The sequence below is a fragment of the Terrabacter sp. R4-6 genome (genome assembly GCF_057529065.1).
Genome location: NZ_CP197224.1, coordinates 3726413 through 3744746, shown reverse-complemented (window position 1 = coordinate 3744746; position 18334 = coordinate 3726413). Strand labels below are relative to the sequence as shown.

16 protein-coding genes are annotated in these 18334 nt (G+C 72.1%); 11 read left to right on the top strand and 5 right to left on the bottom strand.

Annotated elements, in window-relative coordinates; translation table 11 throughout:
- Positions 1-13 precede the first annotated feature (13 nt).
- A complete protein-coding gene (locus tag ACSSS0_RS17415; protein WP_487228981.1) occupies positions 14-1084 on the bottom strand; it encodes a BMP family lipoprotein in 1071 nt (356 codons plus the stop codon).
- A gap of 112 nt (positions 1085-1196) precedes the next feature.
- Entirely contained in the window at positions 1197-2456 is a 1260-nt protein-coding gene (locus ACSSS0_RS17410; protein WP_487228980.1) for an amidohydrolase, read from the bottom strand.
- An 82-nt stretch (positions 2457-2538) separates the two neighbouring features.
- On the opposite strand from ACSSS0_RS17410, the gene ACSSS0_RS17405 reads away from it, so the two are divergent.
- The 4 genes from ACSSS0_RS17405 to ACSSS0_RS17390 all read left to right on the top strand — a co-directional run bounded on the left by ACSSS0_RS17405 (position 2539) and on the right by ACSSS0_RS17390 (position 6173).
- Entirely contained in the window at positions 2539-3255 is a 717-nt protein-coding gene (locus tag ACSSS0_RS17405) for a (2Fe-2S)-binding protein (protein ID WP_487228979.1), read from the top strand.
- 10 nt (positions 3256-3265) lie between these two features.
- Positions 3266-4237: a pseudouridine-5'-phosphate glycosidase gene (locus ACSSS0_RS17400; RefSeq protein WP_487228978.1), complete on the top strand. Its 972-nt coding sequence runs from the start codon at positions 3266-3268 to the stop codon at positions 4235-4237.
- Positions 4234-5115, top strand: coding sequence for a carbohydrate kinase family protein (locus ACSSS0_RS17395; protein ID WP_487228977.1), 882 nt, complete (start codon positions 4234-4236; stop codon positions 5113-5115). Before ACSSS0_RS17400 ends, ACSSS0_RS17395 begins: the two co-directional genes overlap by 4 nt.
- 170 nt (positions 5116-5285) lie before the next feature.
- Entirely contained in the window at positions 5286-6173 is an 888-nt protein-coding gene (locus ACSSS0_RS17390; protein WP_487228976.1) for a DUF559 domain-containing protein, read from the top strand.
- 100 nt (positions 6174-6273) lie between these two features.
- Here ACSSS0_RS17390 and ACSSS0_RS17385 read toward each other — a convergent pair whose 3' ends face one another.
- Together ACSSS0_RS17385 and ACSSS0_RS17380 are read right to left on the bottom strand one after the other, a co-directional pair.
- Positions 6274-7866 (bottom strand): acyl-CoA mutase large subunit family protein, encoded by a 1593-nt coding sequence (locus ACSSS0_RS17385; RefSeq protein ID WP_487228975.1) that lies wholly within the window; start codon positions 7864-7866, stop codon positions 6274-6276.
- Positions 7867-8029: 163 nt separating this feature from the next.
- On the bottom strand, positions 8030-8545 hold the full coding sequence (locus ACSSS0_RS17380; RefSeq protein ID WP_487228974.1) for a GbsR/MarR family transcriptional regulator: 516 nt from the start codon (positions 8543-8545) through the stop codon (positions 8030-8032).
- 83 nt (positions 8546-8628) lie between these two features.
- On the opposite strand from ACSSS0_RS17380, the gene ACSSS0_RS17375 reads away from it, so the two are divergent.
- The 3 genes from ACSSS0_RS17375 to ACSSS0_RS17365 all read left to right on the top strand — a co-directional run bounded on the left by ACSSS0_RS17375 (position 8629) and on the right by ACSSS0_RS17365 (position 12320).
- Positions 8629-9534, top strand: a complete 906-nt coding sequence (locus tag ACSSS0_RS17375; RefSeq protein ID WP_487228973.1) for an ABC transporter ATP-binding protein — start codon at positions 8629-8631, stop codon at positions 9532-9534.
- A complete protein-coding gene (locus tag ACSSS0_RS17370) occupies positions 9531-11159 on the top strand; it encodes an ABC transporter permease (protein WP_487228972.1) in 1629 nt (542 codons plus the stop codon). Before ACSSS0_RS17375 ends, ACSSS0_RS17370 begins: the two co-directional genes overlap by 4 nt.
- A gap of 72 nt (positions 11160-11231) precedes the next feature.
- Positions 11232-12320: a mannose-1-phosphate guanylyltransferase gene (locus tag ACSSS0_RS17365; protein ID WP_487228971.1), complete on the top strand. Its 1089-nt coding sequence runs from the start codon at positions 11232-11234 to the stop codon at positions 12318-12320.
- A gap of 84 nt (positions 12321-12404) precedes the next feature.
- Here the strand turns inward: ACSSS0_RS17365 and ACSSS0_RS17360 are convergent, their stop codons facing one another.
- Complete coding sequence (locus tag ACSSS0_RS17360; protein ID WP_487228970.1) at positions 12405-13373, bottom strand: SDR family NAD(P)-dependent oxidoreductase; 969 nt, start codon at positions 13371-13373, stop codon at positions 12405-12407.
- Between the two features lie 100 nt (positions 13374-13473).
- Here ACSSS0_RS17360 and ACSSS0_RS17355 point away from each other — a divergent pair, with 100 nt between their 5' ends.
- The 4 genes from ACSSS0_RS17355 (at position 13474) to ACSSS0_RS17340 (ending at position 18262) form a co-directional block, all read left to right on the top strand.
- Positions 13474-14724: a glycosyltransferase family 4 protein gene (locus tag ACSSS0_RS17355; protein ID WP_487228969.1), complete on the top strand. Its 1251-nt coding sequence runs from the start codon at positions 13474-13476 to the stop codon at positions 14722-14724.
- 101 nt (positions 14725-14825) lie between these two features.
- A complete protein-coding gene (locus ACSSS0_RS17350) occupies positions 14826-15485 on the top strand; it encodes a succinate dehydrogenase cytochrome b subunit (RefSeq protein ID WP_487231222.1) in 660 nt (219 codons plus the stop codon).
- A gap of 3 nt (positions 15486-15488) precedes the next feature.
- Positions 15489-17522 (top strand): fumarate reductase/succinate dehydrogenase flavoprotein subunit, encoded by a 2034-nt coding sequence (locus ACSSS0_RS17345; protein ID WP_487228968.1) that lies wholly within the window; start codon positions 15489-15491, stop codon positions 17520-17522.
- Positions 17519-18262 (top strand): succinate dehydrogenase/fumarate reductase iron-sulfur subunit, encoded by a 744-nt coding sequence (locus ACSSS0_RS17340; RefSeq protein WP_487228967.1) that lies wholly within the window; start codon positions 17519-17521, stop codon positions 18260-18262. Before ACSSS0_RS17345 ends, ACSSS0_RS17340 begins: the two co-directional genes overlap by 4 nt.
- The last annotated feature ends 72 nt before the right edge of the window (positions 18263-18334 follow it).

The window sequence follows — 18334 nt, the reverse complement described above, 5'->3', positions numbered from 1 at the left end:
TGGGTGCGGCTGACTACGGCTTGGTCGGGACCGTGATCTCGCCGGAGATGATCTTCGCCTTGAACCCGTCGAGCTGGCTCTTGATGTCGTCAACCTTGCCACCGGTGGTCGCGTAGTCGACACCGTTGGCCTTGAGGTCGTAGACCTTGTTGCCCGTGATGTCGGTGCCCGCGGAGGCCGACTTGAGGAAGTCGTAGACCGCGACGTCGACCTTCTTGATCATCGAGGTGAGGATGACGTCACGCACGTCGGGCGTGGCCGTCAGCGCCTGGTCGGAGTCGACACCGATGGCGAGCTTGCCGGCAGCCTTGGCGGCCGTGAAGACACCGCTGCCCGAGCCGCCCGCGGCGTGGTAGACCACGTCGGCGCCGCCCTGGTAGAGGCCCTCGGCGGCCGTCTTGCCCTTGGCCGGGTCGTTGAAGCCCGAGAAGTCCGGCGGCTGCGAGAGGTACTGGCTCTTGACGACGATGGACGGCTTGGCCGCCTTGGCGCCGGCGACGTAGCCCGCCTCGAACTTCTTGATGAGGTCGACACCGACACCACCGACGAAGCCGACCGTGTTGGTCTTGGACTTCAGGGCGGCGGCCGCGCCGACGAGGAAGGAGCCCTGCTCCTCGGCGAAGGTCAGCTGGGCGACGTTGGCGCCGGCCGAGTCGGGGGACGCGTCGTCGATGATGGCGAACTTGACGTCGGGGTTGGCCTTGGCGACCGTGCCGATGGCCTTGGCGTAGGCGAAGCCGACACCGATGACGTGGGTCGCGCCCGCGTCGATGAACTGCTGCAGGCGCTCCTCGGTGGCAGCCTCGCTCTCACCGTTGACCTGGGTGGCCTCCTTGAACTCGACACCGAGGTCGGCCTTCGCCTTGTCGAGGCCCACGGCCGCCGACGCGTTGAAGGACTGGTCACCACGACCGCCGACGCCGTAGGCGATACCGACGACGAGCTTCTTGCCGGCGGCCTGCGTGCCGGTGCCGCCGGCGGAGGTGTTGCTGCCCGCGGGCGTGTTGTCGCTGCTGCTGCCGCAGGCCGCGAGGCCCAGCGCGGCGGCGGCGACAACGGCCGCGACCTTGGTTGCGTGACGCAAGAGGTGCTCCTTAGATTCCGCGGGGCCGACGACGACATCGGCCCAGATAGCACGGAACTGTAGACCCCGGCACGACAAGATCTGAACGGCTCGGGGGAAGTCGCAGGAAGTGTTACCGATCCGCGACCGCGCTCAGAGGAGAGACCCCTCCGAGGGCCGGTGTCCCGGCCAGCCGGGCCGCTGCGGCGAACACGACGCCGGCCAGCGTCCGCGCCCCGACCGCGATGGCGCCCTCGTCGACGACGAGGTCGCCCCGGTGCAGGTCGTAGGTCGGACCGCCGGGCGAGCGGGTACCGAGGCGGGCCATGGCGCCGGGCACGTGGGTGAGGTACCACGCGAAGTCCTCGCCGCCGAGCGACTGCGGCGTCGGCGCCACGAACGACCCGGTGCCGGTGACGGCCGCCGTGAGGGCGTCGATGCAGCCGGCGTCGTTGACGACCGGGGGCACGCCCTTGGTGATGAGCACGTCCGCCTGGACGGCATACGGCTTGACGACCTCGTGGACGACGGCCTCGAGGAGGCGCTCGACGCCCTCCCAGATGCCGGCGTCGAGCATGCGGAGCGTGCCGCCGACCTTCCCCGAGGACGGGATGACGTTGTGCGCCCCGCCGGAGTGGATCGACCCCCACACGAGCGCGGCGCCCGCGCGCGGGTCGAGCCGCCGCGACAGCACGGCCGGCACGTCGGTGACGACCTTGGCGAGGGCGTACGTCAGGTCCTGGGTCAGGTGGGGTCGCGAGGTGTGTCCGCCCCGGCCGGAGAGGGTCACCTCGATCTGGTCCGCGGCCGCCGTGATGGCGCCGACGCGCAGGCCCACCTGGCCCGCGTCGAGGCTGGGGTCGCAGTGGAGCGCGAAGATCCGGTCGACCCCGACGAGACCGTCCTGCGCCACGACGTCCTCGGCGCCACCGGGCATGAGCTCCTCGGCCGGCTGGAAGACGAGCCGCGCGCCGACGCCGGCGGCGACGAGCCGGTCCTCGACCCCCTTGAGCGCGAGCGCCGCGCCGATGAGCGCGCTCGTGTGGACGTCATGACCGCAGGAGTGGCTGACACCGTCGGTTCGCGAGGCGAAGTCGAGGCCCGTCTGCTCACGGATCGGCAGGGCGTCGATGTCGGCCCGCAGGGCGATCCGGTGCGAGGGGTTCGCGGCGCCGAGGTCGGCGACGAGCCCCGTGCCGCGCAGCCGGCGGACGCCGATGCCGGCCCGCTCGAGACGCTCGGCCACGACGGCTGTCGTGCGCACCTCGCCACGTCCGAGCTCCGGGTGCGTGTGCAGGTCGCGACGGATCGCGACCAGCTCCGCGGCATGCTGCTCGACGGTTCGGGCGATGGCCTCGAAGGGCAGCGGAGCGGAGCGGTCGGTCACGAGCACGGGAGTCTAGCGAGAGGATGGACCGGACCCCCGCACGCCGGGGTCGCCGGGACCGGTCTGACGACGGAGAGAGGGGCCACGCGTGGAGTCGGCAGCACCTACCGGGACGTCCCTCGGCACGGATGCCGTCCGGCACGTCGTCGGGCTCGTCGACCGGGCGCTGCCCTTCACCACCGTGACGAGCCGAGCCTCCTCCGCGACCGTCTGGAGCGCCGACGTGCTGACCCACGTGCGGACCGGCGCCGACCCCCTGGCGCCGTGGCGGTCGGCGCTGCTGACGCAGATGGAGCAGCGCAACGCGGCCACGGTGCGCCCCCACGTCGCTGCCGCCTTCGTGCTCCAGTGGTGGTGCGAGGTGGCCGCCACCCCGATCGCGTATGCCGCCGTGCTCGGTCCCTGGCTCCTCGTCCCGTCGGGTGCCGGGCTGGGCTTCGAGCTCGCGCCGGCCCTCAACCCGTTCCGCATCGTCGTCGCCCCCGAGCGGACCTCGCTGGAGGTCGACGACGACCCCGCACGGCGTCTGGAACGCAGCCGGGCGGCATACCTCGCGCTCGTCAGGGAGGTCGTGACGGCATACGCACCCGACGTGAGGATGGGTTCGCGGCAGCGGTGGGGTGTCGTCGACGACATGTGGGACACGGCCGTGCGGCTCGCGCGGGGCGCCGCCGGGGGGAGCGTCGGCCCCGAGCCGACCCGCGTGTCGTGCTGCTTCATCTACGCGATCCCCGGGATGCGCGAGTGCGCCGCGTGCCCCCGCAGCGGCCGGGGTCACGGCGGTGACCGGACCGCACCGAACTAGGCTCTGCGCCATGCCGCAGCACCTGCCCGAGTCCGACCTGCTCGTCGTCCACGAGGAGGTGCGCGAGGCCCTCGATGCCGGGGTCGGCGTCGTCGCCCTCGAGAGCACCATCCTCGCCCACGGCCTCCCCCACCCCGACAACATCGAGATCGGCGGGCAGATCGAGGACGCCGTGCGCGCCGGCGGGTCGGTGCCCGCGACGATCGCCGTGCTCGACGGCGTCGTGCACATCGGCCTCGGGGCTGCCGAGGTCGAGCGCATCTGCACCGACCCCGACATCGCGAAGCTGTCGGTGCGTGACGTGGGCGTCGCTGCGGCACTTGGCCTTTCGGGTGCGACGACGGTGGCGTCGACGTCCGCGCTCGCACACCTGGCGGGCATCCGCGTCTTCGCCACGGGCGGGCTCGGCGGCGTGCACCGCGGCGCGTCCGAGACCTTCGACGTCTCCGCAGACCTCGGCGTCATCGCCTCCACGCCGGTGCTCGTCGTGTGCGCCGGCGTCAAGTCGATCCTCGACGTGGCAGGCACCCTCGAGACGCTCGAGACGCTGTCCGTGCCGGTGCTCGGCTACCGGACCGACGCCTTCCCGGGCTTCTACCTGTCGGACTCGGGCCAGCCCGTGCCGTGGCGGGTCGAGTCGGCGGCAGAGGCGGCGCGCGTCGTCGTCGCGCGGGCCCGGCTCGGGACCGACGCCGCCGGGGTCGTGCTCGCCAACCCCCTGCCCGCCGACCGCCAGGTCGAGCGAGGGCTGCACGACCGTCTCGTCGACGAGGGCCTGGCGCTGCTCGAGCGCGAGGGCGTGCACGGCAAGGACGTCACGCCGCGGCTGCTCGAGTACTTCCACGACCACTCCGGCGGCGAGTCGCTGCGCGCGAACGTCGAGCTCGTCCTGTCCAACGCGCGCCTCGCCGGCGAGGTGGCGGCCGAGGTCGCCGCGCAGTCAGCGGGTGTGGTCGGCACGGCGCAGTCGGCGGGCGCGTGACGACGCGGCCGGTCGTCGTCGTCGGTGACGTCGGGCTCGACGTCATCACCCGTCCGTCCGGCGACATCCGCTGGCACTCCGACACCCCGTCGGCCGTGGCGCTCGTGCCGGGCGGGGCGGGCGCCAACTCCGCCTCGTGGCTCGCCGGCCTGGGCGCCGACGTGACGCTCGTGGCCCGAGTCGGCGACGACGCGGCCGGCACGACGTGTCGTCGTGAGCTCGAGTCGGCCGGCGTGACCTGCGCGTTCGCGGTCGACGCCGCCCTGCCGACGTGCATGGTCGTCATCCTGCTCGACGCCCATGGCGACCGGACGATGTTCCCCGACCGCGGGGCCAACAAGGCCTTCGCGGTCTCGGACGTCGACCTCGCGGCGCTGCGGCTCCCGGCCGAACCGCGGCCGCACCTGCACCTCTCGGGCTACGTGCTCTTCGACGCCGGGTCCCGCGCTGCCGGCCTCGAGTCGCTGCGCCAGGCACGGTCGCTCGGGTGGACGACGTCGGTCGACCCGCAGTCGCCCGCGCTCATCGAGCGCGAGGGCGTCGAGTCGTTCCTCGGGTGGGTGTCGGGCGTGGACCTGCTCCTGCCGAACGAGAACGAGGTCGCGGCGCTCGGGGGGCTGGCCGCGATCCTCGCGCACACGAACGAGGTCGTCGCGACCTACGGCGCGGCCGGGGCGCGGTGGGTGGGTGCCGACGGCGTCGACGAGTCGGCCGAGGCGCCGGTCGTCGAGAACGTCGACGCCACCGGGTGCGGCGACGCCTTCAACGCCGGGCTCCTCTCGGCCTGGCTCGGCGGCCAGGACCGGTCGAGCGCGTTGCGTGCCGGGGTCGCGGCCGGCAGCGCCGCGGCGGCCCGCGTCGGAGCGCGACCCGGCTAGGCGGCATACGCCCTCAGCGACCCGACGGGTCGACGAGCCGACGGACCTCCACGATCTGGCGTACGCCGTCTGCGGGCGCGCGACGAACGCTGCGGCCCCGAGTCATGGCGGTCCGTCGGTCCTGTGGATGACCTCGGCCGAGGTCGGCGGCGGCCGGGCAGCCTGAGTCCGTGGACGTCGCGACGGTGCTGGCCCAGTGCGGTGGCAGCGCCAGGTGGTCGCAGCTGCGGCCGATCGTGCGCCGCCGCCAGCTGCGGCGCGCGCTCGAGGACGGCAGCGTCGTCCGGCTGGGCCGGGGACGCTACGGCTTGTCGAGCCTGCTCGCGGCCCGCGCTGCGGCCGAGTCCGTGAGCGCCACGGCGTCACACCTCACGGCGGCGCTGCACTGGGGTTGGGCGGTCAAGCACGAGCCCGACGTCGCCCACGTGACACTGCCGCGCGGCCGCGGGCTGCGGGAACGGGCGAGGAGCGGGGTGGTGCGTCACTGGCGCGACCTGGCGTCGGACGAGATTGCCGAGGGCTGGGTGACGAGTCCCGCGCGCACGGTCATCGACTGCTGCCTCGATCTGCCGTTCGACGAAGCCCTGGCCGTGGCTGACTCGTCGTGGCGCGCCGGCCTGTCACCGCTCGTCGTACGGGACCTGGCGCTGCGCCTGCCGTCCCGGTCACGACGCAAGGTCGGCCGGGTGCTGCAGCACGTCGACCGTGGCGCCGCCAATCCCTTCGAGTCGGTGCTGCGCGCGTTGTGCCTGCAGGTGGACGGACTTCGCGTCGAGACCCAGTTCGTCGTCAAGGGGCCCGGCTTCTTCGCCCAGGTGGACCTTGCGGACGAGTCGTCGCGCATCGTGATCGAGGCCGAGGGTTTCGAGAACCACGGCACCCGGCCGGCGCTCAAGCGCGACTGCCGGCGCTACACCGGGCTCGCCGCGCGCGGCTGGGTGGTGCTCCGGTTCACGTGGGACGAGGTGATGTTCGAGCCCGACTACGTCCTGACCGCCCTGCGCGAGACGGTTGCCGTGCGCCGACCGACCGCCACGAACCTGCCGACAGTGTCGTAACCGTGCTGAGCCGCCAGCCGTGGCGGAGCTCGTGGCGGTCCGTCGGGCCGTGCGGCACGGCATACGGCATACGGCATACGGCGGGCGTATGCCGTGCGTCTCAGAAGGTCTCGCGGGGCTGGTAGACGCCCCAGACCTCGCGCAGGGCGTGCGCGACCTCACCGCCGGTCGCGCGGGCCGCCAGCGCCTCCTTCATCGGGTAGAGGAGGTTGTCGGTGCCGCGCGCCGCGTCCTGGAGGCGACCCAGTGCCGCCTTCACCGCGTCGTTGTCGCGGTCGGCGCGCAGCGCCTCGAGCCGGGCGCGCTGGTCGGCCTCGATCGTCGGGTCGACGCGGAGCGGCTCGTAGCGGTCCTCCTGGTCGAGGACGAAGCGGTTGACCCCGACGACGGTGCGCTCTCCGTTGTCGATCTCGAGCTGGACGCGGTAGGCCGAGCGCTCGATCTCGCCCTTCTGGAAACCCTGCTCGATGGCGGCGACCGCGCCACCCTTGTCCTCGACGGCCTGGATGAGGGCCAGCGCCGCGGTCTCGATCTCGTCGGTCATCGACTCGACGACGTACGAACCGGCAAACGGGTCGACGGTCTTGGTCACGTCGGTCTCGTAGGCGATGACCTGCTGGGTGCGCAGGGCGAGCCGCGCGGCCTTCTCGGTCGGCAGGGCGATGGCCTCGTCGAACGAGTTCGTGTGCAGCGACTGCGTGCCGCCGAGCACCGCACCGAGACCTTGGAGCGCGACCCGGACGAGGTTGACCTCGGGCTGCTGGGCGGTCAGCTGCACGCCGGCGGTCTGCGTGTGGAAGCGGAGCATCATCGACTTCGGGTTCTGGGCGCCGAACTCCTCCTTCATGATCCGCGCCCAGATGCGACGGGCCGCACGGAACTTCGCGACCTCCTCGATGAGGGTCGTGCGGGCCACGAAGAAGAAGGAGAGGCGCGGCGCGAAGTCGTCGACGTGGAGGCCCGCCGCCTGGGCGGCGCGGACGTACTCGATGGCGTTGGCGATGGTGAAGGCGATCTCCTGCACGGGCGTCGCCCCGGCCTCGGCCATGTGGTAGCCGGAGATGGAGATGGTGTTCCAGCGCGGCATCTCCTTGTGGCAGTAGGCGAAGATGTCGGCGATGAGGCGCAGGGACTCGCGCGGCGGGTAGATGTAGGTGCCGCGTGCGATGTACTCCTTGAGCACGTCGTTCTGGATCGTGCCCGTCAGCTGGTCGCCGGCGACGCCCTGCTCCTCGGCGACGAGCTGGTAGAGCAGGAGCAGCGTCGAGCCGGGCGCGTTGATGGTCATCGACGTCGAGATCTTGTCGAGCGGCAGGCCGTCGAAGAGCGTGCGCATGTCGTCGAGGCTGTCGATGGCGACGCCGACCTTACCGACCTCGCCGTGCGCGATGGCCTCGTCGGAGTCGTAGCCCATCTGCGTCGGCAGGTCGAAGGCGACGGACAGTCCGCCCGTGCCGGCCTTGACGAGCTGGTGGTAGCGCTGGTTGCTCTCCTTCGCGGTGCCGAAGCCGGCGTACTGCCGCATCGTCCACGGACGTCCGGTGTACATCGACGGGTAGACGCCCCGCGTGAAGGGGTAGCTGCCGGGCGCGCCGAGCTTGCTGTCGGCGTCGAAGCCGGCGAGGGCCGATGCGTCGTAGACGGGCTCGATGGGCAGGTCGGACTCGGAGCGCGCACCAGTGCTGTCAGCCATGCTGCCGAGCGTATCGGCGTGGCGGTCCGCCGCTGCCGCCCGCCGGGTGAACGTTGCCGATCTCACGTCACCGATGGCGTATGCCGTCGGGCCGGGTCCCGACGGGACGTGGCCCCCTCGACGGGTGCCGTGGGGGCAGATCGTGGCCTCTCGACGGTTGGGGTCAGGCGTCGGTGGGCCAGTCGCGGGTGATCTCTGCCTTGTGGGCGGCCCACTCCCCCTCGAGCGCGGCGAGCCGGTCGCCGAGGAACTCGAGGAAGGCGACCGAGAGCTGCAGGCGCCGCCCCGCCTCGGTGTCGAGGCCACCGACGGCGGGCACGCCCGCGCGCAGGCTCGTCTCGATCTGGGCGAGCATCCGGTCGCGGGAGAGCATCGCGCCGTGCCAGGCGTCGGCCTGCACGACGTAGACGTCGCGGCGTGACCCCCGCTCGCGCTCCTTGCCGATGAGGTAGGTCTGGGTGAGGTAGCGCACCGCGCCGGACACGGCGGCCGGGCTGACGTCGAGTGCCTCGGTCAGCTCCGCGGCGGTCATCCTGCCGTCGTCGTCGGCGAGCAGCTGGGCGAAGACACGGGAGGCCAGGCGCGGCATCCCGGCGTCGGTGAGGGTGTCGCCGAGACGCTCGACGTAGGCGGAGACCGCCCGCTCGTCGCGGGTCACACGCTGTCGCACTGTCGTCACCACTCCTCCTCCGTCTCGTGGACCGACCCTAACCCAACTCTCATTGCATTCAGTAAACCGTGAAAGTTGTGTACCGTCGACACATGACCTCCGCCATCCAGGTCCACGACCTGCACAAGAACTTCGGGCACACGGTCGCCCTCGACGGGCTCGACCTCGACGTGGCCACCGGCGAGATCCACGGCTTCCTCGGCCCCAACGGCGCGGGCAAGTCGACGACGATCCGCATCCTGCTCGGCCTGCTCCGCGCCGACGGCGGCACCGCCACGCTGCTCGGCGGCGACCCCTGGCACGAGGTCGAGACGCTGCACCGGCGACTCGCCTACGTCCCCGGCGACGTCGCGCTCTGGCCCAACCTCACCGGAGGCGAGGTCATCGACGTCCTCGCCCGGCTGCGCGGCGGTGTGGACGAGAAGCGCCGGGCCTCGATGATCGAGCGCTTCGACCTCGACCCCACCAAGAAGGGTCGTTCGTACTCCAAGGGCAACCGGCAGAAGGTCGCTCTCGTCGCGGCCCTGTCGTCCGACGTCGAGCTGCTGCTCCTCGACGAGCCGACCTCTGGCCTCGACCCGCTCATGGAGGCGGTGTTCCGCGACGTCGTCCACGAGTTCCGGCACGCCGGCGGCACCGTGCTCCTGTCGAGCCACATCCTCTCCGAGGTGGAGCAGGTGTGCGACCGCGTCAGCATCATCCGCGCCGGCGTCAACGTCGAGTCGGGCACCCTGACCGAGCTGCGCCACCTGTCCCGGACGACGGTGCGCGCCACGCTCGCGCGCCCCGTCGACGCCGCGCAGGTGTCCGGCCTGCCCGGCGTCGACGACGTCGTCGTCTCCGGGGACCAGGTGAGGTGCACCGTCGGTGGCGACGACCTCGGCCGCCTCCTCGAGGTGCTCGGCACCCACGGGATCACGGCCCTGACGAGCGCCCCGCCGACGCTCGAGGAGCTGTTCATGGACCAGTACCGCACGCCCTCGACGGCGACGTCATGACGACCCTCGCCGCGCCAGCGCGCTCGGTGGGTGCCGGACTGACCGGGACGACCTCGCTGCTCCGGCTCGCCGCCCGACGCGACCGGGTGCTCGTGCCGGTCAGCGCGTTCGGCCTCGCCGCCTTCGTCGCCCTCTCCGCCCAGGCGACGTTCGCGCTCTTCCCCGACCTCCGGGCGGCACAGCAGTCGATGGCCTCCACGCTCGCCAACCCGGCGCTCGTCGCGATGTACGGGCCGATCTCGAGCCTCGGCATCGACTCGATCGCGACCTTCAAGTCGGTGCTCCTCGGCGGTGTCTTCCTCGCGCTGCTGGCCTACGTCGTCGTCCGGCGCCACACGCGCACCGAGGAGGAGGCCGGGCGGCTCGAGCTGCTCGGGGCCGGCGTGGTCGGCCGCCGCGCCGCACTGACGGCCGCCGTACTGCTCGGCACGGCCGCCGTGCTGCTCACGGTCGTCCTCACGGTCGTCTGGTCGGTCGCCGTCGGGCTCGACCCCGCCGGCTCGGTCGCGCTCGGCGTCTCCTGGCTCGTCATGGGACTCTCGTGGGTCGGCGTCACCGCGGTCGCCGCCCAGCTGACCTCGAGCACCCGCGGCACCGCTGCGTGGTCGCTCGGTGCGCTGGCCGTCGCCTTCCTCGTCCGGGCCGTGGGCGACACCGCCGCGGCCGACAGCCCGGCGCGCGCGCTGTCCTGGCTGTCACCCCTGGGCTGGGGCGTCCAGGTCTCGCCCTACGGGGAGAACCGGTACTGGGTCGTGGTGCTCAGTCTCGCGCTCTACGCCGCGCTCGTGTCCGCCGCCTTCGTGCTGCTCGACCGGCGCGACCTCGGGTCCGGGGTGCTGCCGAGCCGGGCGGGTCACGAGCGCAGCCCCATCAGCACCGCAGGAGCCCTGACCCGACGCCTCGCCCGCGGCACGCTCGTCGGCTGGGTCGTCGCGTACGTCGTGCTCGGCGTCGTCCTCGGGTCGATCGCGGGGAGCGTGGAGACGTTCGTCGACTCCCCCGAGGTCGCCGACATGCTGCGGGCGATGGGCGGTGACGCCGGCTCGATCACCGACATCTACTTCGCCACCGAGCTGCACTTCGCGGCCGTCGGCGCGTCGGCCCTGGCCGTCGCCCTGGTCACGAGGATGCACACCGAGGAGACGACGACCCGCCTCGAGTCCCTCCTCGCGACACCCGTGCGGCGGACCGGGTGGGCCCTCGGGCACATCGCGGTCGCCGTCGTCGCCTCCGCCGTCGTCATGATCGTCAGCGTCGCCGTGGCCGGCCTCGTCCACGGAGCCGACGTGGGCGACATCGGCGGTACCGTCGGGCGCCTGACCGGAGCCGCTCTCTCGACGCTCCCCGCCGTGTGGGTGGTCCTGGCCGTCGCCGTGCTGCTCTACGGGGCGCTGCCGCGGTTCACCGGCCTGGCCTGGGCCGCGCTCATCGTCTTCCTCCTGCTCGGCGAGTTCGGCGACCTGCTCGACCTGCCGGGGTGGCTCGTCGACCTCTCACCGTTCACGCACCTGCCGGCGCTGCCCGGCGGGGCCTTCGAGGGGGCACCCCTCGTCGGGCTCACCCTCGTCGCCGCCGCCCTGGGCGCTGCGGGTCTCGCGGCCCTGCGCCGTCGCGACATCGGCTGACCGGTCCCGACGGGTCGCCGGCGCGTTCGGACGGGTTCGGGCATCGCCGCACGGGTCGGTACGGTGTCCCCCATGACAGGCATCCCCGGCTTCTGGGCCGTGATCCCCGCCGGCGGCTCGGGCACCCGGCTGTGGCCCATCTCGCGCCGGAGCTCGCCGAAGTTCCTGCACGACCTGACGGGGTCCGGGCAGTCGCTGCTGCGGGCCACGTGGGACCGTCTCGAGCCGCTCGTCGACGACCGGATCCTCGTCGTCACCGGCGTCGCCCACGAGGAGGCCGTCCGCCGCCAGCTGCCGATGCTCGGATACGACGCCGTCATCGGCGAGCCCTCGCCGCGCGACTCCATGCCCGCCATCGGCCTCGCCGCCGCCGTCCTCGAGCGACGTGACCCCGAGGCGGTCCTCGGCTCGTTCGCCGCCGACCACGTCATCACCGAACCCGTCAACTTCCAGCGAGCCGTCGCCGAGGCCGTCGTCCTCGCCCGGCGCGGCGAGCTCGTCACCATCGGCATCGAGCCGACCGAGCCGGCGACCGGCTTCGGCTACATCCGGCTCGGCGCGCAGCTCGACGTCGAGGGCGCTCCGAGCGCCCACCGCGTCGACGACTTCGTCGAGAAGCCCGACCTCGAGACGGCGACCCGCTACCTCGAGAGCGGCGAGTACCGCTGGAACGCAGGCATGTTCGTCGTCGGCGCGACCACCCTGCTCGAGCTGCTCGCCGAGAACCACGCCGAGATGGTCGACCACCTGCGCACCATCGCCGCCGACCCCCGCCGGATGCGCGACCTCTGGCCGAGCCTGCAGAAGATCGCCATCGACCACGCCGTCGCCGAGCCCGCTGCCGCCGCAGGCCGCGTCACCGTCGTGCCCGCCGCGCTCGGCTGGGACGACGTGGGCGACTTCAACTCGCTCACCAAGCTCGTGGCCGAGTCGACGGAGCTGCCGGGCATCACCGCCATCGGCCCGGCCGACGACATCATCAGTATCGACTCGAACGCCACGGTGTCAGCAGGAGGGCGGCTCGTCGCCCTCATCGGTGTCAACGACCTCGTCGTCATCGACACGCAGGACGCCCTGCTCATCACCCGACCCGACCGCGCCCAGGAGGTCAAGAAGGTCGTCGAGACCCTGACCGCCCGGGGCCGTACCGACCTCCTCTGAGAGCTCGGCTACCTGCGCATCGAGCGGTGGACCTGCTGGCTGCGCCCCTGACGGGCGGCCGAGGACGGATGCCGTCCGGCCGGCTCAGGCGCCCGCCGCCGGCACCCCGGTCGCCTCGCGAACGAGCTCCCAGAGCCGCTCCGCCTGCTCCGGCGTCTCGACCCCGACGGGCGCGTAGTGCGTCGCGCGCCGGCGCCGGTCGTGCCAGAAGCCCCCGGTGCCGATGACGTCGGCGGTCGCCGTGAGCCACACCGCGGTGTCGGCGCCCGCGTCGGCGTCGCGCAGCAGCGGACCCGTGAGCGCGGCGAAACGAGGGAGCGAGTCGGTGACGCCCGGGGTGTCGGCCCAGCCGGGGTGCATCGAGTGGACGCGGATGTCGTCGGAGGCGAGGTCTCGCGCCCACAGCTCGGTGAGGACCAGCTGCATGCGCTTCGTGCGGGCGTACGCCGTGACACCGGAGTAGTCGCCCGAGGCGTACTCCCAGTCGTCTACGTCGAGCCGCTGGCCGTAGGCACCGCCGGACGTGACGAGCACGACTCGCCCCCCGGCGAGCGACGCGCGGAGCCCGTAGGTGAGCACGTGCGGGCCGAGCACGTGGGTGGCCAGGGTCAGCTCGTGGCCCTCCGGCGTGACCGTGCGCCTCGGTGGCATGACGCCCGCGTTGTGCACGACGGCGTGCAGCCTCGGCACCTCCGCGACGAACCGGCGCGCGAACTCGGCCGTCGCGGCGAGGTCGCTGACGTCCGCGACGTGCGCGGTGACCTCGGCGAGAGGCTGCTCCTCGAGCAGCCGGGTGCGGGCGTCGTCGAGACGGGAGGCGTCGCGGCCGGTGATGTGCACGACGGCGCCGAGGTGTGAGAGACCGCGAGCCGTCGCCAGACCGAGGCCACCGCTCGCGCCGGTGACGAGGACGTGACGCCCGACGAGCGCCCCGGGCACCGGGTCGTGCGGCCACCAGGCGCGGCGCACGGCAGGCCCGATCTTCGTGTAGCCAAGGACCAGGGACTTGTCCATGGCCCAGTCGAGAGCCGCGGCCGCTGCGTGGAGCACCATGGGACCACCCTAGGTGCGCGCACGAGCTCGTCACCGAGGTGTCACCCCACGCACCCCGGGGCGTCGCCCGGACCGAGCCCGACCTCGGGAGGGTGGAACCGTGCGCGTCGCCATCGTCACCGAGTCCTTCCTGCCGACCGTCAACGGCGTCACGACGAGCGTCTGCCGCGTCGTCGAGGAGCTGCGACGCCGCGGTGACGAGGTCGTCGTCATCGCGCCCCGGACCCGCGAGGACGGCCCGGTCGTCCTCCACGGGACGCCGGTGCATCGGGTGGCCTCCGTCCCGGTGCGCCAGTTCGACGTCGGCCTGCCGACGCCGGAGATCGAACGGCTGCTCGAGGGTTTCGCGCCCGACGTCGTCCACGTCGCGAGCCCGTTCGTCCTCGGCGCCCGGGGGCTCGCGGCGGCCCGCCGGCTCGACCTGCCGACCGTCGCCGTCTTCCAGACCGACGTCGCCGCCTACGTCCGGCAGCACACCCCTGGGCCTGCCGGTGCGGCAGCGGCCGCGACGACGTGGCGCTGGATCCGGCGCATCCACGGATGGGCGGACCTCACCCTGGCCCCGTCGTCGGCGGCGCTCTCCGACCTCCGGGACCAGGGGGTGCCGCGGACCGCCTTCTGGGGACGTGGCGTGGACGCCACCCTCTTCAACCCGGCGTGGCGGCTCGACGCCCTGACCCGCGCGCTGCGCCGAGAGCTGGCCCCCGACGGCGAGCGGCTCGTCGGCTACGTCGGGCGGCTCGCACCCGAGAAGGAGGTCGAGCGCCTGGCCGAGGTCGCGGACCTGCCCGCGACCCGGCTCGTCGTCGTCGGCGACGGGCCCTCGCGCCGCGCGCTCGGAGCCGTGCTCGCGGAGGCCGTGGCCGCCTCACCGACGCGGCCGAACCGGCCACCCGTCTTCCTCGGCCCCCGCCACGGTGACGACCTCGCCCGGGCCTACGCCTGCCTCGACCTCTTCGTCCACACCGGGACCGCCGAGACGTTCGGGCAGACGATCCAGGAGGCCGGCGCGACCGGTCTGCCCGTCGTCGCGCCGCGCCGGGGAGGCCCGGTCGACCTCGTCACGGACGGCGACAACGGCTACCTCTTCGACCCGGACCGCGCCGATGACCTGCGCGAGCAGGTCTCCCGGGTGCTCGGCTCCCCGACCAGGCGGCCGGCCTCGGTCGGCGCGGGCGCCTGCGCGTCCGCGCGCGGTCGTGGTCCGCCCTCGTCGAGGACCTCGCGGGGCACTACGGCCAGGTCGTCCGGGACCGCCGCGGCGTCCGCGCGGCCTGAGCGGACGGCATACGCCCTCCCTGTCGAGGGTTCTTGTCGTCATTGTCACAACAAGCCGTTTACCAGCGGGTAGGAATTCGGGTGCGGAAACCGCGGCGATAGGGTGCGGACGTGGCCACCAACACTCTCCCAGCGACGGGAACTCCTCGACCTGCGTCGGCACGCCGCACCACCGTGTTCATGAAGCTGCTCATGGCCCTGTCGGGCGCGCTCTTCGTGTTCTACGTGCTGCTGCACATGTACGGCAACCTCAAGATCTTCGGCGGTGTGGAGGCGTTCGACGAGTACGCCCTGCACCTGCGGACGCTGCTGACGCCGATCCTGCCCTTCGGCGGGTTCCTCTGGCTCTTCCGCGCCCTGCTCGTGGTCGCGCTCGTCGCGCACGCCTGGTCGGCGTTCTACCTGTGGAGCAAGGCCCGGGGCGCGCGCACGAACCGCTACGTGGCCAAGGAGGCCGCGAAGGCGACCCTCAAGAGCAAGATGATGCGCTGGGGCGGCGTGGCCCTGCTCCTCTTCCTCGTGTGGCACCTGCTCCAGTTCACGATCCTCAAGTTCAACGTCGGCCCCGACGCGGTCGGCGACAGCGCCGGCAAGCTCGTCATCTCGAGCTTCCAGGTGTGGTGGGTCGTCGTCATCTACCTGCTCGCGCTCGTCGCGCTGGGCATGCACCTGTGGCACGGCGTGTGGAGCGCGTCGCAGACCCTCGGCTGGACGGGCAGCGCCAGGTCGCGCCGCACCGCCAAGGCGACCGCCACCGTCATCGCCCTGGTGACCGCCGTGGGCTTCGCGCTCCCGCCGCTCGCCATCCTGTTCGGAATCGTCAAGGGGAACTGATCCATGACCGACACCCAGACAGCCAGCACCGTCGCGCCCGAGGCCCCCGCGGCTCCCGCCCGCGAGGCGGCGCCCGGCGTCGTGCACGGGCTCTACACCGAGGGTGAGCCGATCGTCGACACGAAGGCGCCCGGCGGCCCGATCGACAAGCGGTGGGACAAGCGCAAGTTCGAGGCTGCGCTCGTCAACCCGGCCAACCGGCGCAAGCTCACCGTCATCATCGTCGGCACCGGCCTCGCCGGTGGCGCCGCGGCGGCCACGCTCGGCGAGGCGGGCTACAACGTCAAGTCCTTCTGCTACCAGGACTCCCCGCGCCGCGCGCACTCGATCGCCGCGCAGGGTGGCATCAACGCCGCGAAGAACTACAAGGAGGACGGCGACTCGACGTTCCGTCTCTTCTACGACACCGTCAAGGGCGGCGACTACCGCTCCCGCGAGTCGAACGTCTACCGCCTCGCCGAGGTCAGCGCCAACATCATCGACCAGTGCGTCGCCCAGGGTGTGCCCTTCGCCCGTGAGTACGGCGGCCTGCTCGACAACCGCTCGTTCGGTGGCGTGCAGGTCTCGCGCACCTTCTACGCGCGCGGCCAGACGGGCCAGCAGCTGCTCATCGGCGCCTACCAGGCGCTCGAGCGACAGGTCGCGGCCGGCACCGTCGAGATGTTCAGCCGTCACGAGATGCTGGAGGTCGTCGTCGTCGACGGGAAGGCGCGCGGCATCATCGCCCGCGACCTCGTCACGGGCGAGATCGAGACCCACCTCGCCGACGCCGTCGTGCTCGCCTCCGGTGGCTACGGCAACGTCTTCTTCCTCTCGACCAACGCGATGGGCAGCAACGTCACCGCGACGTGGCGCGCGCACCGCAAGGGCGCCCACTTCGCCAACCCCTGCTACACGCAGATCCACCCGACGTGCATCCCCGTCGCCGGCGAGCACCAGAGCAAGCTGACGCTCATGTCGGAGTCGCTGCGCAACGACGGCCGCATCTGGGTGCCGAAGAACGCCGCCGACTGCGAGAAGGACCCGCGCGAGATCCCCGAGGAGGACCGCGACTACTACCTCGAGCGGATCTACCCCTCCTTCGGCAACCTCGTGCCGCGTGACATCGCGAGCCGCCAGGCCAAGAACGTCTGCGACGAGGGTCGCGGCGTCGGCCCGAAGGTCGGCGACTTCCGTCGCGGCGTCTACCTCGACTTCACCGACGCCCTCAAGCGCATGAGCGCCGAGGCCGTGGCCGAGAAGTACGGCAACCTCCTCGACATGTACCAGCGGATCACGGGGGAGAACCCCTACGAGGTGCCGATGCGCATCTACCCCGCCGTGCACTACACGATGGGTGGCCTGTGGGTCGACTACGACCTCCAGTCGAGCATCCCCGGCCTCTTCGTCACCGGTGAGGCGAACTTCTCCGACCACGGGGCAAACCGCCTCGGCGCCTCGGCACTCATGCAGGGCCTGGCCGACGGCTACTTCGTCCTGCCGAACACCATCCGCGACTACCTCGCCAAGGGGCCCTTCCCCAAGCTCGAGGAGTCGCACGAGGCGGTCGTCGAGGCGCGCGCCTCGGTCGACGCGCGCGTGGCCAAGCTGCTGTCGATCAACGGCGACCGCTCGGTCGACTCCTTCCACAAGGAGCTCGGCAACATCATGTGGGAGTTCTGCGGCATGGAGCGCTCCGAGGAGGGGCTGCTCAAGGCCATCGACCTCATCCGCGGCCTGCGCGACGAGTTCTGGCGCAACGTCAAGGTGCTCGGCAGCGCCGACACCCTCAACCAGAGCCTCGAGAAGGCCGGCCGCGTCGCCGACTTCCTCGAGCTCGGTGAGCTCATGTGCATCGACGCGCTGCACCGCCGCGAGTCGTGCGGTGGTCACTTCCGCGCCGAGTCCCAGACCGAGGACGGCGAGGCCCTGCGTCACGACGACGAGTACGCCTACGTCGCCGCGTGGGAGTGGGGCGGCCAGGACGGTACGCCGGTCCTGCACAAGGAAGACCTGGTCTACGAATTCGTCGAGATGAAGCAGCGGAGCTACAAGTGAACCTGACCCTGAAGATCTGGCGCCAGTCCGGCCCCAAGGCCAAGGGCGAGATGGTGACCTACCCGGTCACCGACATCTCCGAGGACATGTCCTTCCTCGAGATGCTCGACGTGCTCAACGAGCAGCTCAACGCCCGCGGCGAGGAGCCGATCGCCTTCGACTCCGACTGTCGCGAGGGCATCTGCGGCATGTGCGGCCTGATGATCTCCGGCAAGGCCCACGGCCCCGAGGTCACGACGACGTGCCAGCTGCACATGCGCAGCTTCTCCGACGGCGACGAGATCACCATCGAGCCGTGGCGCGCCGACGCGTTCCCCGTCATCAAGGACCTCGTCGTCGACCGCAGCAGCTTCGACCGGATCATCCAGGCCGGCGGCTTCATCAGCGCCAACACCGGCTCGGCCCCCGAGGCCCACTCGGTGCCGGTGCCCAAGCCGAAGGCCGACCGCGCCTTCATGGCGGCGGCCTGCATCGGCTGCGGCGCCTGCGTCGCCGCGTGCCCGAACGCGTCCGGCATGCTCTTCATGGGCGCGAAGATCACCCACCTCGGCGAGCTCCCCCAGGGCCAGCCGGAGCGTGACGCCCGCGTCGTCAACATGGTGAGCCAGCACGACCACGAGGGCTTCGGCGGCTGTACGAACATCGGCGAGTGCTCCTCGGCGTGCCCGAAGGAGATCCCGCTCGACGTCATCAACCAGCTCAACAAGGACCTGCGCGGCGCCCTGATGCGCGGCGAGTGACGCGCGACGCGCCACCTCGCAGGACCACCGCTGACCCGCCCCGGAACTCCGGGGCGGGTTAGTCTGTCCCGG

Coding starts and splice junctions, on each gene's coding strand:
- ACSSS0_RS17375 (WP_487228973.1), top strand. CDS start 8,629: ATGACCTCCGCCATCCAGGTCCACGACCTGCACAAGAACTTCGGGCAC.
- ACSSS0_RS17400 (WP_487228978.1), top strand. CDS start 3,266: ATGCCGCAGCACCTGCCCGAGTCCGACCTGCTCGTCGTCCACGAGGAG.
- ACSSS0_RS17370 (WP_487228972.1), top strand. CDS start 9,531: ATGACGACCCTCGCCGCGCCAGCGCGCTCGGTGGGTGCCGGACTGACC.
- ACSSS0_RS17345 (WP_487228968.1), top strand. CDS start 15,489: ATGACCGACACCCAGACAGCCAGCACCGTCGCGCCCGAGGCCCCCGCG.
- ACSSS0_RS17365 (WP_487228971.1), top strand. CDS start 11,232: ATGACAGGCATCCCCGGCTTCTGGGCCGTGATCCCCGCCGGCGGCTCG.
- ACSSS0_RS17385 (WP_487228975.1), bottom strand. CDS start 7,866: ATGGCTGACAGCACTGGTGCGCGCTCCGAGTCCGACCTGCCCATCGAG.
- ACSSS0_RS17360 (WP_487228970.1), bottom strand. CDS start 13,373: ATGGTGCTCCACGCAGCGGCCGCGGCTCTCGACTGGGCCATGGACAAG.